Source organism: Romboutsia faecis, from assembly GCF_014323405.1.
GTDB classification, from domain to species: domain Bacteria; phylum Bacillota; class Clostridia; order Peptostreptococcales; family Peptostreptococcaceae; genus Romboutsia_E; species Romboutsia_E faecis.
The window spans coordinates 451,909-467,534 of sequence record NZ_JACRWE010000002.1 but is presented as its reverse complement, the minus strand read 5'-3'; the positions used below and the strand labels follow the sequence as shown (position 1 = coordinate 467,534).

General features: G+C 26.0%; 17 protein-coding genes. 3 read left to right on the top strand and 14 right to left on the bottom strand.

What is annotated here, in order from left to right:
* Positions 1-237: 237 nt before the first annotated feature.
* A complete protein-coding gene (locus tag H8923_RS17740; protein ID WP_408639059.1) occupies positions 238-495 on the bottom strand; it encodes an MgtC/SapB family protein in 258 nt (85 codons plus the stop codon).
* 457 nt (positions 496-952) lie between these two features.
* Between H8923_RS17740 and H8923_RS05540 the strand changes: the two genes are divergently transcribed.
* Positions 953-1,699, top strand: coding sequence for a glycerophosphodiester phosphodiesterase (locus H8923_RS05540; RefSeq protein ID WP_153972141.1), 747 nt, complete (start codon positions 953-955; stop codon positions 1,697-1,699).
* A 95-nt stretch (positions 1,700-1,794) separates the two neighbouring features.
* Here H8923_RS05540 and H8923_RS05535 read toward each other — a convergent pair whose 3' ends face one another.
* From H8923_RS05535 to H8923_RS05505, 7 genes are all read right to left on the bottom strand, one after another.
* Positions 1,795-1,965 (bottom strand): hypothetical protein, encoded by a 171-nt coding sequence (locus H8923_RS05535; protein ID WP_153972142.1) that lies wholly within the window; start codon positions 1,963-1,965, stop codon positions 1,795-1,797.
* 115 nt (positions 1,966-2,080) lie between these two features.
* Positions 2,081-2,872, bottom strand: a complete 792-nt coding sequence (locus tag H8923_RS05530) for a hypothetical protein (protein ID WP_153972143.1) — start codon at positions 2,870-2,872, stop codon at positions 2,081-2,083.
* Positions 2,865-3,749, bottom strand: a complete 885-nt coding sequence (locus H8923_RS05525; RefSeq protein ID WP_153972144.1) for an ATP-binding cassette domain-containing protein — start codon at positions 3,747-3,749, stop codon at positions 2,865-2,867. Before H8923_RS05525 ends, H8923_RS05530 begins: the two co-directional genes overlap by 8 nt.
* A 4-nt stretch (positions 3,750-3,753) precedes the next feature.
* Positions 3,754-4,119: a GntR family transcriptional regulator gene (locus H8923_RS05520; protein WP_153972145.1), complete on the bottom strand. Its 366-nt coding sequence runs from the start codon at positions 4,117-4,119 to the stop codon at positions 3,754-3,756.
* Positions 4,120-4,342: 223 nt separating this feature from the next.
* Positions 4,343-5,167, bottom strand: coding sequence for an anti-sigma factor domain-containing protein (locus tag H8923_RS05515; RefSeq protein ID WP_172976737.1), 825 nt, complete (start codon positions 5,165-5,167; stop codon positions 4,343-4,345).
* 9 nt (positions 5,168-5,176) lie between these two features.
* A complete protein-coding gene (locus tag H8923_RS05510; protein ID WP_153972147.1) occupies positions 5,177-5,833 on the bottom strand; it encodes an RNA polymerase subunit sigma in 657 nt (218 codons plus the stop codon).
* Between the two features lie 84 nt (positions 5,834-5,917).
* Positions 5,918-6,397 carry a hypothetical protein gene (locus H8923_RS05505; RefSeq protein ID WP_153972148.1) on the bottom strand — a complete coding sequence of 160 codons (480 nt, stop codon included), beginning with the start codon at positions 6,395-6,397 and terminating at the stop codon, positions 5,918-5,920.
* A gap of 337 nt (positions 6,398-6,734) precedes the next feature.
* On the opposite strand from H8923_RS05505, the gene H8923_RS05500 reads away from it, so the two are divergent.
* A complete protein-coding gene (locus H8923_RS05500; RefSeq protein WP_153972149.1) occupies positions 6,735-7,415 on the top strand; it encodes a Crp/Fnr family transcriptional regulator in 681 nt (226 codons plus the stop codon).
* A 113-nt stretch (positions 7,416-7,528) separates the two neighbouring features.
* Here the strand turns inward: H8923_RS05500 and H8923_RS17610 are convergent, their stop codons facing one another.
* From H8923_RS17610 to recA, 6 genes are all read right to left on the bottom strand, one after another.
* Positions 7,529-8,866 carry a sensor histidine kinase gene (locus tag H8923_RS17610; protein WP_153972150.1) on the bottom strand — a complete coding sequence of 446 codons (1,338 nt, stop codon included), beginning with the start codon at positions 8,864-8,866 and terminating at the stop codon, positions 7,529-7,531.
* A 15-nt stretch (positions 8,867-8,881) separates the two neighbouring features.
* Positions 8,882-9,946: a sensor histidine kinase gene (locus H8923_RS05490; protein WP_153972151.1), complete on the bottom strand. Its 1,065-nt coding sequence runs from the start codon at positions 9,944-9,946 to the stop codon at positions 8,882-8,884.
* Positions 9,915-10,622 (bottom strand): response regulator transcription factor, encoded by a 708-nt coding sequence (locus tag H8923_RS05485; protein WP_153972152.1) that lies wholly within the window; start codon positions 10,620-10,622, stop codon positions 9,915-9,917. Before H8923_RS05485 ends, H8923_RS05490 begins: the two co-directional genes overlap by 32 nt.
* A 388-nt stretch (positions 10,623-11,010) precedes the next feature.
* Positions 11,011-11,979, bottom strand: coding sequence for a hypothetical protein (locus H8923_RS05480; protein ID WP_153972153.1), 969 nt, complete (start codon positions 11,977-11,979; stop codon positions 11,011-11,013).
* Positions 11,980-12,187: 208 nt separating this feature from the next.
* Positions 12,188-13,729 carry a ribonuclease Y gene (rny, locus tag H8923_RS05475; RefSeq protein ID WP_187127870.1) on the bottom strand — a complete coding sequence of 514 codons (1,542 nt, stop codon included), beginning with the start codon at positions 13,727-13,729 and terminating at the stop codon, positions 12,188-12,190.
* A 230-nt stretch (positions 13,730-13,959) separates the two neighbouring features.
* The gene (gene recA, locus H8923_RS05470; protein WP_153972155.1) at positions 13,960-15,015 is read right to left on the bottom strand and encodes a recombinase RecA; all 1,056 of its coding nucleotides are present in this window, start codon (positions 15,013-15,015) and stop codon (positions 13,960-13,962) included.
* Positions 15,016-15,262: 247 nt separating this feature from the next.
* Here recA and H8923_RS17810 point away from each other — a divergent pair, with 247 nt between their 5' ends.
* Positions 15,263-15,418 carry a VOC family protein gene (locus H8923_RS17810; protein WP_317982813.1) on the top strand — a complete coding sequence of 52 codons (156 nt, stop codon included), beginning with the start codon at positions 15,263-15,265 and terminating at the stop codon, positions 15,416-15,418.
* Positions 15,419-15,626 lie beyond the last annotated feature (208 nt).

Below are 15,626 nucleotides of genomic sequence, written 5' to 3'. Positions count from 1 at the left end.
AAAATGCTTATTATATAGGAGGCTCTCTTTACTCTTAGCCTAAATATTTATTATTTTAAGATTTTGTTTTTAAACGTTTTCCCTTAAATTATACTTAATAACTTCTATAGTTGTCAATAATATTTTTATTTAGATTATAATAACCTTATCAAGTAGATTTTATAGATATACTATCATCTATATTAGATATCTGTGTTATAAATTCATTGTAATCTACACTAGATTTATTATCTAAGGTTAATTTAAACACAAATTTGTCAGATTTTTTTCTATACTTAGTATTTTATTGTCAATTTCCTTAACTACCTCCATTAAAGCTGGTATACTTTTTGTATCCTCAATGGTCAATACCATATTTTTACTTCTTTTTCCCCTATGCCACATTTCCATATATTTAAGAGCATATAAAACTATAATTAAAAATACCCATGAAACAATAGCGAGAAAATAATATCCATAGCCAATTGCAATACCTATACATGCAGTTGACCATATCCCAGCTGAAGTAGTTAACCCCTTAACTCCACTAGAAGTCTTGAGAATCGTACCTGCTCATAAAAACCTATACCTGTTACTCCTCCAACAATTAATGCTAATAGTAATCTAAAAAAATTTCTCTTTCTCCCATGAATTCGTCCTATTGATGTTTAAAAAAAATAAGGAGATGAATTAAATAATTTCATCTCCTATCTCTTACTAAGAGAATATTCCATTGTGAATCTGTTGTCAAACATTTTTATACTTAATGTAAATTCTAAGTAAAATTATTCTATATTCCATTGACAGAAAACATTTTCCATTTTATACTAAATATGCTGAATTTTATATGTATAGCGGAGATAAAGGGAGAGCTTTTAAATCAAGACTATCTTAAATATAGTCTTGATTTACATTGCTCTCTTATTTTTTGTAATTCTCTGTTATAAAACTAAACTAAAATAAGAGGTGTTGTATGAAAGTATTTGCACATAGGGGCGCCAGTGGAGATTACCCAGAAAATACTATCTTATCTTTTGAAAAAGCACTTGCCTTGCCTATTGACGGTATTGAGCTTGATGTTCATAAAAGTAAAGATGGTAAACTAATCGTTATACATGATGAAGATGTACAACGTACTTTTAAAGGAAAAGGTCTAATTAAAGACTATACTTTAGAAGAGTTACAAAAATTCAAATGTAGAAAATTTGAATTTATTAACAACAATTTATGCAAAATTCCTACTTTAGAGGATGTTTTTGAGCTTATTAAAGATAAAAACATTACTTTAAACATAGAAGCCAAAACAGATCAGATTCATTATGATTTAGAACAAGATGTACTTAATTTAGTCGACAAATATAATTTGAGAAATAATGTTCTTATTTCTAGCTTTAATCACAAATGTTTAAATATATTTAAGAACATTGATTCTGATTACAAATACGGTGCTCTTTATGAATATGAAAAAGATTATGCACCCGAAAAAAATGTTGTTAACCATGCTAAAAAATTAAATGTATATAGCATAAACATAAGCAAAGAGTTGGTGACTAAAGAAATGGTAAACTTAGCTCATAAAAATAATTTAAAGGTTTATGTTTATACAATTAATTCACCTTCACAAATGAGAAAGATGATTGACTTCGGTGTAGATGCAGTATTTAGTGATTATCCAGAATTAATGTTAGAAATCTTAGATGAAGAAAAACATCAAGTTTAATCTTAGGAGAATTATTATATTGAAAATCTTATAAACGCTATTAATGATATAGTTTGGGTTAATTATTTAGTAAGATTATTTTTAGTTGCTGGAATTTATTTTTCAATAAGAACTAGGTTCTTACAAATAAAACAAGTAAAAGAAATATCTAAGCTTGCTTTAAGTAGAGATAAATCAGAAAAAGGAATTTCTTCATTCCAAGCATTATCAGTTTCTTTAGCTAGACGTATTGGTACTTGAAATATTGCTGGTGTTGCTAGAGACAATTTAGTATTTAACCCTAAGGCTTTAGGTATTCAAAATGCTGATTTCTGGGAAAAAAGAGGATTGTATCTTAGTATCAATCCTCTTTTTCTTTACTTAAATCTATAAATTAAAATACTATATTAAATCATGTGCATACTCTTTAATTGGTGCTTTTATTAAGAATTTAGTTCCTATAAATGAAAATACTATTATTCCCATTACCTGTAAACCAATTAAAATCCCTTGATTTTGTATTATATATAACATATTACTTATAAAGTTCATCATCCAATCTAATACCATATCTTGATTCTTAAATGCTTGAGCTGATATATAACCTGCAAATAATATTGGAAGTCCTATAAATAGTATTACATTTGTTCTTACTTTTAGTCTATACGATATGGCACCTAACATATATCCTAAAGATATCATCAATGCATTTGTTAAAGTTCTAGTAATTATACTTTTTATAAACCATATCAAAGACATATCATCAACTTTAAATTCAAGATTATTTATACTAATCCAAGGCATGTCACTTATTACATATACTTCCCTTTTGGTAATTAACTCCATTAATTCCTTGCAACCAATCTCAAAAAATACACTAAATAATGATGCAAAAATTGCAATTACAATGCTCCATAATGCTATTGCTTTTAAAAATCCTAGCCTATCCCCCCTTATGCTAATTACCCCACTAAAAGTTTTAACCGTACAATTTATTCCATAGACCATACACATAATACAAGCCAACATACTTGCTTGACTAAAGAATCTAATAGGATCAATAGAACTTCTATCTAAAGCTGATATTATATTCGATATTACACTCATACCTACATTTACTGTAACTATTGATATAAGCAGAATTAATATTAATTTAACATCTCTTTTTAAAAATTTATAATATGGATTATTCATATATTGCCTCCTCCTTTTTATTCATATTTATAAATAAATCTTGTATACTCATATTTACCAATTCTATGTTTAGATTTTCTATTAATTCTAAATCTTCATCACTTATTTCTCCATAATATGAGTAAACTTCATTATTTCCAAAGGATTTAATAGGCTTTCTATCTTTTAATATAGATAATTTATTTAAATCATCTTTTTTGCCTGTTATATGATAAGATTTTTCTTTTACTTCATCTATATAATCGTCTACTTCAATTTTTCCATTCTTTATTATAATTACCTTCTCTAATAACTCTTCTACTTCATTAATTTGGTGAGTAGATATTATTATAGTTCTATTTTTTTGTGTATAAGATTCTAATAAAATACTGTAAAACTCTTGTCTATTAACTGCATCAAGACCTATTGTTGGCTCATCAAATATTGTTATTGGTGAATTTGAACAAATTCCTATAATATTAGATACTATGGTCTTCATACCTCTAGATAACTTTTTATAAATTAGTTTTTGATTAATTTCAAATCTTTTACAAAGTTTGTCTTGCAGTTTATAGTCGTAATCTTTGTAAAAGTAAGAATATGCTTTAAAAATATCTTTTACCTTATACTCTATGTCATAGAATTCTCTTTCTCTAACTACACATATATCATTAAGTACTTTATTATCTTCTTTTATATTTTTTCCAAATATCTTAACCTCTCCATTATTACATAATAGTTGATTAGTAATAATATTAATTAATGTAGTTTTACCAGCTCCATTTTTACCAAGTAACCCATAAATTTTATTTTCTTCAAAATTTATGCTCATATTATCACATATTTTTTTATCTTTAAAACTATGACTTACATTCTTAACTTCTATAGCTATACTCATATCCTCACCCCTTATAATTCTTTATCATTTCTAACAATTCCTCTTTTTCGATGTCTAATTTACTAGCCTCTTGAATTAAATCTTTTATATATACCTTTTCAAAAGCATCTTTTCTAGATTTCTTTATTACGCTCTTAGCTCCCTTACAAACAAACATACCTATACCTCTCTTTTTATATAAAACATCTTTATCTACTAATATATTTATTCCTTTTAAGACTGTAGCTGGATTTATTTTATATATCTTGGATAATTCTGTAGTAGAAGGTATTTGCATCTCTTCTTCTACACCACCACTAAGTATTTCATCTTCTATAGCCTTCGAAATTTGAATAAATATTGGATCATTATCATTCAGGATTAACTTCAATATTTCACCCCCTCTATCTTTCTAGGTAATCAGTTAGTTACTTAAGTAATTAACCATATATCTATATTATATATACTTTCCTAAAATTTACAATAGATAAAAAATTATTTTCTCATAAATTTAATTTTACTAAATAAAAAAAGTATAAATTCAATATTTACTTACAGATACAACTTCTATAAGTAAAAGAATTTATACTTCATCAAAATTCTAGATTAATATCCTAATCATTATTACTATCATCTTCTTCACGATCATCATTTTGACCCTCTTCTAGTTTATCTTCTAATTCATCTTCAATCTCATCTTTAACTTCTTCATTTAAATATACTCCACTGTTATTATTTAAAAGCTTCATTATTTCTTCAACAGACATATCCTCTATTATATCTTCAATATCATCGTCAATATCAAGCTCTGCTTCATATCTACCTAAACTTATTCCTCTTTCCTTAGCTTTTTCACAATCATCTTTTGTCCCTTTTAAATATAGCACTTTTGATTCGTTGAAATTTTTACCCATTATACCTTTTATATCTTCTTCATAATTTAAATCTTCTATCCCTCTAAGGAAGGTAAAACCTACTATCATATTATCATTTTTTAAATTATATTTTTCGCTCTCAAGCATTCCCTTCAGTTTTATTACTCCTTCTTCTATATTTAAACCTTTGATATCTTCTAAATCGATTGATTTAGCGTCAGTATTTATTGTATATATATTAATTATATTTTTATTTTCATCTAGTTCAAATTCAATACTTGGATTTATATCTAGAGAAACCAAAGCATATGCTTTTAAATTACCATTATTAATTATAGGAAGTATGCATAATACTAAAACTGCTGCTAATGCTATAAATAGTGTCATATTTTTTTTCTTTAAAGACTTTGCCTCTCTTACTTCATATATATCTTCGTCTGTAAAAATTAGCCTTTCTCCAACTTTAGGTTTATCTTTAATATCTATCTTAACTAAAGTAGAGTCTTCTCTCATAACTATCAAGTATTTATCTTTAACTTCCATTACAATACCTTTATACCACATAGTCATTTCCTACCTTTTTATCCATAATCTTATATTTCTAAGTTTTTTATCAAATATTATAATAACCGTTATAATAAATTTTTTACTCCCTTTAATTATCTTTTCTGTAACCTGATATTTTAATGATATCTTTTTTATTGGAAGTCTCTTCTTTTCGTACATAAAGCTCACAAATGGCTTATCTTGGCTTACTCTTTTAGATAGATCTATAGCATTTTCTCTAGTTTCCTTATGCTTTGGTGAATTATTTACTAAATCTTCTAATCCGAATCCAAAGTCATATAAAGTATCCTTTAATATTCTAATTTCATTTTGTAATATTTGATTATCCTCTATAGGATCTTTTATAACATCAGATACTTCGATCCCTTCTTCTCTTAGGTTATCTATTGATATAATATTTCTATGTCTATTTTCCCTTTGTAGATGATTTTTCAATCTACTTCCTATTACAAGTTGTGCAAATGGTAAAAATGGACCTCTATCATGAGTGTATCTATTTACAGCTTCATTAAATGCTAAAATGCCTACACTTAATTCTTCATCATTTTCTAATGATACATATTTTTTTGTTATCTTACTTATAGATTTTATAATAAATGGCATATTATCATTTATTAAAATATTTATGTCTGTGGATTTCAGATTATCTTCATCTAAACTCATTTTTTATATCTTCCCTCACTTCTTCTATAAAGTGTAAAATCTCTTATGCTAATATAAGACTCCATATTAACTATTTTGTCCTACTTAATCATTTTCATCATCTTTATCATGATCGTGAGCATCATCATAATCTTCTTTGTACTTATCTCCATATATTTTCTTTAACTTAATTTCAAATTTATCTTCCCAATCATCTCCATATATCTTCTCTAACAAATCATCCCAGTCATCTCCATACTTATGATCTAGTTTATCCTCCCAGTCATATGTATATTTATCTTTATTTAATATGTCATTTAAGTCATTTTCAATATCACTTATTTTGTTTTCTTTATACATATTATTACTTTTTGTTTGAGATGTTTGATCTAATTTCATTGACTTATTATTGTCTATTACCCCAGTAACTTTATTATCAACCTCATTTTTAATATCTTTTCTGCTTATATTATTTGTAATTGTATCTTTCTTATCTTCACCATTTGCACTTGCAAAATTTAATCCTAATAACATAATACCACCGCTTATAGCCATTATTGACATAATTGATACTAACTTTCTCATTCTATATTCCTCCTAAATTTTATATTGTATTTTTATCTCACTATTATATACAAGTTAATTTTATATTTTCGGTACCTTTTTTATTTTTTATTAATTATTTTTGTATAGTAACTTTATTAACATAAAACTATTATAATGTATAATCTTTTCTAATATATATTTGTGATAAAGTCACAGAAAAATATATTATATTTTAATACATTATATATATATCATCATTTAGCTTGTATTTTGATACCCCTTCTGTATTTAATATAAAATTTACTAGATATCTAATGTTTGATATATTATTATTAATATAGATTTTTACTATAATTGCTAGATTAAGGAGGAAAATATGCTAAATATAGATAAAAAAGAAATTTTAGAAGAAATTCTACCATTCTTTAATAGTCTTTCTGTAAAAGAAAGCCAAGAATTGATTTCAAAAAGCATTTTAATTAAATATGAAGAGGGCAAAATAGTTCATAATAAAAATTCGACTTGCACAGGTTTATTAATAACAATATCAGGTCAATTTAGGACCTTTATATCTGCTCCTTCAGGAAGAGAAATAACATTATTTAGACTGCTGGATAGAGATGTTTGTATCTTGTCTGCCTCTTGTGCGTTTCAAAATATTACTTATGATATTAATCTAGAGTCTGAAAAAGAATCTTTGGCCATTATTATAGATAGTTCCATTATTAAAGATTTGTCAAAATCTAATGCTAAAGTCTTAGAATTTTTACTTAATATAACTCAAAATAAGCTTTCAGAAGTTATGTATGTATTAGAACAAGCTGTCTTTTTTAGTTTAGATTCAAGGATTTCTAATTTCTTAATAGAAGAATCAAACTTGACAAATTCAAGTACACTTTACTTGACCCATGAATCTATAGCTAATCATATAGGTTCATCAAGAGAAGTCGTAAGTAAAATATTAAAAAAGTTTGAAAGAGATGATATAATAGAAATATCTAGAGGAAAACTTAAAATATTGAATATTGAAAAACTAAATAATTTATCTAATTCTTAATAAAAAAATTGTACTCATAGTAAGAATTTAGAGTACAATTTTTTTGCTTTACTACAAATTAACTTTACTTAGATTTATAAAAAATTTTCAATTAATTTTTATTCTTAAAATAATTAATTACATTTTAGCATTATACTAACTTTAAATAAGTCCCCTTCAGTTATTATATCAACCTTACCACCTTGAACTCTAATTAAGTTTTTAACTATACTAAGACCTAATCCATATCCATCGCTATTTCTAGACTTATCACCTTTAACAAATCGGCTCCCTAATGATCCTTTATTTACTTCTAACTCATATTTACATATATTTTTAAAATCAATTTTAATTATATCGTCCTCTTTTATAAAGTTAATATATACTCTTGTATCTTCTAATGAATATTTTATTATATTGCTTAATAAATTTTCAAACACTCTTACTATTTTATCTTTATCCATATAAACTATAAGATTTGTTTCTTGAGTTTTTATTTGCAAGTCTAAATTAGCTTCTTCTATTCTTTCTTTAAAGCTATCTGTACAACTATTTAATAAATCATATATATTTATATACTCTCTATTTAAAACTATTTCATCTTCTTCTGAATTTATTACTTCATTTAAGTTATCTATTAATGATTTAAGTCTACCTGATTTTTCTTTTAGTATATTTATTTGTTCAAGTTTCTCATCTTCATTAAGCTCTTCATTCTTTAAAAAATAAATTGAATTAATAATAGAAGTAAGTGGTGTTTTTAAATCATGTGATAAATTAGTTACTAATTGAGATTTACTATATATACTGCTTCTTTCTTTTATCGTAACTTCTTCTAATTTTGTGAGTAAATTCCTTAATTCTGTTACTATTGCTAGATATCTACTACCAAATAGTACTTCAAGTTCTTCCGCGCCATCTAAGCATTCATTCAAATTAATAGTATCATATCCATTTTCTTCTGATTCTTCAATAATGTTATCTAATGCTGCCCTTACCATAAATAGCCTTAATTTATTCACTCCTAATCTAAAAATTAACCTAATTATATTTACACTTATTAATATTATTAATAGGTCAGTACAAAACTCTATACCTTCTAGATGACCCATTATACAAATTATTGCTGCAATATTAAATAATAATGTTACCCATTTACTAAATACAAATTTTGAATATAATGCTTTTTTCCCATCATTATCTAATTCTATCTTTAACTTATATAAATACATTGATTTCTGCAGTACTACAAAAAACTGACATATCAGTGTAACTATTATAAATATAAATCCTAATTTAGCTATTTTCTCATTATTAATTAAATATGTATAAGAAAAATAAGTTGCTAATAATAGGAACCATCTTAACTTTTGTATTAACATTGGCTTACATAGCCCTTTTCTTATATTTAAATCTTCTTTTTTAAATATATTATATTTTTCATTTTTTTCAAATAAATATAAATCAAACACTGCTCCACCTCCTTATTACTTTATGTTATCAATTAGTTTAAATTTTATATCTACTTTAAACATATCCCCATCTATTGTAATATCTAAATTTCCATTTTGGATTGATATTAAGTTAGATGCTATAGCAAGTCCCATTTTATTAGATTCATTATTTTCTCTTATTGATTTTAATAATGTACTTATATCAATATTTAACTCTTCTTTAGATATATTAATTAAACTTATATTCACTTCTTCATCATTTTTACTTAAATTTACATATACTCTAGTTTTTTCTTTAGAATAGTAAATTATATTATCTAGCAAAATTTCAAAAACTCTCCACATCTGTTGACCATCTGCATATATATACATATTCGAATTATCTATATTAACTTTTAAATTTAAACTTTTATCTTGCATTTTATCTTTATATTCTACTAACGACTGTTTTAATAAACTTATTACATCAATTTTCTGCATTTCTATCTCGATGTTACCTGTCATAACCTTAGATAATTCAAACAATTCCTCTATATTATGTTTTAATGTATTAGATTGATTTTCAAGGTTATCTATTATTTCTAAATAATTTACTTTACTATTATTATTTTCAAGTTCATTTACACTTTTGATAATATTATTTACAGGTTTCTTTATATTTTTTGATACTTCAACCACAAGTTCATTTGACATATTTTCATTCTGTTTACTTTTTACTATTGCAGAATAAATATATTTTTCTACTTTATATAAATTATCAAGTATAGATTTATGACTTTTGCCAAAAAGCACACTTTTTTCGATATTTCCATTAGTTTTTTCAAATATATCAATTATATCTTCACAAGTATTTGATATTTCAAATATTTCTTGAAATATCAAAACATCTCTAAAATCATTTGATAGATTCTTTATTATTAACAAAACCATTACTAAAAATAAACTTATTATAATTCCTTCTTTTTTATTTTCAATAAAAATCATTATACCAATTATTAATATTAATAAAATTATGTTAATTAGTTTTCTTGCTAATTTCAATTTATTTATATTTCTTAATAGCTTATTATCTTGTACATTTCTCGAATTTATATCCAATTCCCCACACCACCTTTAAATATCTTGGTTCTTTAGGCTTTATCTCTATCTTTTCTCTTATCCTTCTTATATGAACCATTACTGTATCTGTATTTATACAATGCTCTTTCCACACTTTTTCATAAATTTCTTCAGCAGAAAAAACTTTGTTAGGATTTTCCATCAAAAGCTCTAATATCTTATACTCTATTGGAGTAATCTTTTTTATTTCACCATCAACTCTTAATTCCTTACTATTAAGATCTAATGATATTCCACCTATAATGATTTTATCTTTTTCTTCATATCCTTTTCTTATATTCCCAAAATCAATATATCTTCTAAGCTGAGATTTAACTCTAGCAATAAGTTCTAAGGGATAAAAAGGTTTTGTTATATAATCATCTGCACCTATATTAAGACCTAGTATCTTATCACTATACTCTGACTTAGCACTAATAATTATTATTGGGATATTCTTATCTTCTCTTATTTTCATTGTAGCTTCAATTCCATCTACATTTGGCATCATTATATCCATTAAAATAAGATGTATCTCTTCCTTATCAATAATCTCTAAAGCGTCTTGTCCATTATATGCCTTTATAACTTGGATATCTTCATTCTTTAAATATCGCTCAATAGCATCAGGTATTTCTTTTTCATCATCAACTACTAAAACCTTATATTTATGCATATGCCCTCCTTGATTCACTTCATAATAAATCTATATTATCATATTAATCTTAAAAATATATTTCTATAAATCTTAAATTTTTCTAAACAAATAAAATAGAGTGTGATATATTTTTAATCCCACTCTATTTCCTATTATACATATTACTAATTCACTTCTTTAAATTTTTATCTATTATATGAATATTTAAGTATTTTTAGATACTTTAAATTCTCGATATATTGGTTCCTATAATACTTTATTAATATCCTTAATATCCACATCTCATTTATATAAAAGCGAATCTATACCTTAATTATTTCTTCACTTATCTATTTATTTTACTATCTTAAATTCAGTATATTAAAATTAATTTTCCAGTATTTTTCCCAAATTTTTAATAAATATATTAATTCTTTTTGTTATCTAAGCATTTTTCAGGATTAATATAAATTAATTCCCATACTCCATTTTTATTCTTTTTATAATCTGCTATTTTAATATCAACTCCATTAGTTAACTGATAGAATAAAACATAATACTCATTTTCTTCTTTATCATTAAAATAAACTCTCTTTTCATATCCACTTTTTTCTACTTGAATATTTCCACTAATTAGTGAACACCAATCTCCGTACTCAATTTCTACTAGAGAACTAGCATCATATGACCATCCATGATAAGGTGCACATAAATAATTTTCACCCAAATATTCCATATTTTTAATTTTATACTGGCCGTTCTCATTATCTAAATATATATATCCATAATAATACGCAAATAATCCAATATGTTTATTAGAACCCTCTATAACCTCTAGTTCAACCAAATACTTTATTTCATTTATATTATTTTCATCTGGCGGTACCTTGCTTAATTTAATCAAGTTAATATGTAATTTATTCTCAAACGATTTTAAATAGCCTTCGTAAGAATATTTTTCCTTATATGAATCTGATAGAAAATTATACGCAACAGGATAAGGCCCTCTAGCATCTCCTAAGGTGCCACATCCAGTGTTTATATCACCTGTAGGGTTCGCAGCTTCTCTTAGTACACTAAAGTAGTTTATTATAGTTTCTTCTGGAGTACTCAAAAACTTTTTATCTAACTTAATCTCCCATGGTTTATATCCATAAATATTATAAAGAGAACTTTCAATTCTGTCATTTAATATAGGCATATTAGATGGTCTAAAGTATCTTTCTAAACTATAATACTGTTCATTATTATCTACATTAGCGTCATATTCTATTTTTATTTCTTTTATATAAGTACCACCTAATATTAATTTTTCAAAATCATCTTCTCCTATAGCTATTATAGATGTACTTACTAAAATTATCATTACTGATAACATATACTTTATTTTTAACATAGTAGTCCTCTTTTCATTACTTAATAAATTCATTACTACTATATTTAACAAATATTTATATCTTTATTATATTTAATATATAAGTTTAAACGTAATAAAATTTATGTATTATTTATTTACTGTATTTGTATTATATTTATCAATTCTAATTTTATATAAAATAAAAAAACCTGTCTTAAAATATTTTATTTTAAAACAGGTTTTAACTTTATTTAGCGTATTCTATCGCTCTAGTCTCTCTTATTATACTAACTTTGATTTGACCTGGATATTCAAGTTCATCCTCTATTCTCTTAGTCATTTCTCTAGCTAGTAAATGTATTCCTTCATCTGTAACATTTTCTGGTTTAACCATTATTCTGATTTCTCTACCAGCTTGTATTGCAAATGATTTTTCAACACCTTCATATGAGTTAGCTATTTCTTCTAACTTCTCTAATCTCTTAATATAAGCTTCTAAAGTCTCTCTTCTTGCCCCTGGTCTTGCTGCAGATATTGCATCTGCCGCAGTTACAAGAACTGCCTCAATAGTTTGAGGTTCATAATCTCCATGGTGTGTACTCATAGCATGTATTACTTCTTTAGATTCCCTATATCTTCTAAGTAGATCCATACCTATCTCTACATGAGTTCCTTCCATTTCGTGGTCTACAGCTTTACCTATGTCATGAAGTAAACCAGCTCTCTTTGCTAATTTAACATCTGCACCTATCTCAGCTGCCATTATACCAGCGATATGAGCAACCTCTATAGAATGTTTAAGTACATTTTGCCCGTAACTAGTTCTATAGTTAAGTCTACCTAATAATCTAACTAATTCTGGATGTAATCCATGAACTGCAGTTTCAAAAGTTGCTTGCTCCCCATATTCTTTGATTATATTATCTACTTCTTTTCTTGCTTTTTCTACCATCTCTTCTATTCTAGCTGGATGTATTCTTCCATCAGCTATAAGCTTTTCTAGTGCTATTCTTGCAACTTCCCTTCTTATTGGATCAAATCCTGATAGAATTACTGCTTCTGGAGTATCATCTATTATAAGATCTATTCCTGTCGCCGTTTCAAGAGTTCTTATATTTCTACCCTCTCTACCTATGATTCTACCCTTCATTTCATCATTAGGTAAGTTCACTACTGTTACAGTAGTTTCTGCAACATGGTCAGCAGCACATTTTTGGATGGCATAACCAATTATTTCCCTTGATTTCTTCTCAGCTTCATCTTTAGCTTGAGTTTCTATTTCTTTTATCATTATAGACATTTCACGTCTAACATCTCTTTCTGCTTTGGATAGTATTATCTCCTTTGCTTCATCTGATGTTATACCTGATATGCTTTCTAATTTTTCTAGCTGTTGATTCTTTATAGTTTCAACGTCTTCTTCTTTTCTCTGAACTACTTTTAATTTTTCATTAAGATTAGATTCTTTAGACTCTAAATTTTGTAACTTCTTATCTAATGCTTCTTCTTTTTGTACTAATCTATTCTCAAATTTTTGTAGTTCATTTCTTCTAGACTTGTTTTCTTTTTCTGCGTCTGTTCTCAACTTATGAATTTCTTCTTTAGCTTCTAATAGCCTTTCTTTATGTTCAGTTTCCGAGTCTCTTTTTGCTTTATCTATAATTTCTGCAGCTCTTTTCTCGGCATCTCCAATTTTAGCTTCAGAAATATTTTTTCTTACAAAATATCCAACTCCTACACCGACAACTATAGCTATTATGCCTACTAATATCGGTTCTATGACATCCACCTCCTTTGTTAATAATCCCAAAATGTCATCTTTTGCAACTTGAAAATCATATTATTAAGTAAACTATGCTACATAATAAGCTATATTTAAAGCATAATCATTTTAATAAGTTAACAGAGTATATAAATACCCTGTTATTAAATTATTTTTACATAATTTATCCTTATTTAATTTTATTATTTTTTCTACCTTATGTCAAGTTAATAGGATTAATAGGAGGTATTGAATTTTTATTCTTCAAAATTGTCTATACTTTCTTCTGATTCGTTTTCAGCTGCATTGTTTTTTGCTTCATCTAACTTATAATGAGCTCTTACTTTTTCATCAATTTCATTAGTTAAATCCATATTGTCTTGTAAGAATTTCTTAACATTCTCTCTACCTTGTCCAAGTTTTATATCATTGTAACTATACCAAGCCCCTGACTTCTTAACAACATCTATATCAGCTGCTATATCTAATAAGTCACCTATCTTAGATATACCTTCACCATACATTATATCAAACTCTGCTTGTTTAAATGGTGGTGCAACTTTGTTCTTAACTACTTTTACTCTTGTTCTACTTCCTAAAACTTTATCACCTTGTTTTATTGTATCTATTTTTCTAACATCAAGCCTTACTGATGAGTAGAACTTAAGTGCTCTACCACCTGTAGTTGTCTCAGGATTACCAAACATTATACCAACTTTTTCTCTTAACTGGTTAATGAATATTGCAACACAATTAGATTTTTTTATTGAACCTGTTAATTTTCTTAATGCCTGTGACATAAGTCTAGCTTGAAGACCTACATGAGAATCCCCCATGTCTCCTTCTATTTCTGCTCTTGGAACTAATGCAGCGACTGAGTCAACTACTATTATATCTATTGCATTACTTCTTATTAATGCTTCAGTTATTTCTAGAGCTTGTTCCCCTGTATCTGGTTGAGATATTATTAAGTTATCTATATCTACTCCTAAAGCTTTTGCATAAACTGGATCTAAAGCATGTTCCGCATCTATAAATGCTGCTATTCCACCTTGCTTTTGAGCTTCTGCTACAGTATGAAGTGCAACTGTTGTCTTACCAGAAGATTCAGGTCCGTATATTTCTACTATTCTACCTTTTGGAAGACCACCTATACCAACTGCTATATCAAGACCTATAGACCCTGTAGGTATAACATCTATATTCATAGATGTAGCTTCCCCAAGTCTCATTACTGATCCTTTCCCAAAATCTTTTTCTATTTTCCCTAAAGCTAAATTAAGGGCTTTTAACTTTTCTTGTTCTATACTCATATTCACTATTCATCCTTTCATCTATATAAATCAAATTAAATCATTTCATCAAACATTTGTTCGTATTTAATTATACCTCATTATATATATATCGTCAATTTTTATATAAATTAATTTAACTTAACATAATCTAAGAAATCGTTATAGTAAAATATTACCATACTTATTTCATTTATAAACTTTTTTCTAGCTTTTTATACAGATTTTGATTTATAAATTTTAATGATAATAAGCAGATACTTTAACATTGTTGATATTTATTCCATATACGAAACTAAATAAATTACATCACATTGCTATAATCTGTTCAAATTATGATATATCAAAAAACTTTTATGTAAATATTCTTGGATTAAATATAATTAACAAAACCTATAGAAAAGAAAAAAATCTCATGAATTAGACTTATAAAGTAGGAAATAGTCAGGCTGAATTATTTTCCTCCGAAAATCCTCCTAAAAGAATAAGCTATCCAGAGACTTGTGGGCTTAGACATTTGTGTTTTGAAGTATACGATATTGAAAAGTTTGTAGTATATCTTAATAATAATGGAATAAGAACAGAGTAAATTAGAATAAATGAATAATAGCTAGATCTTTACCTTGAAAATA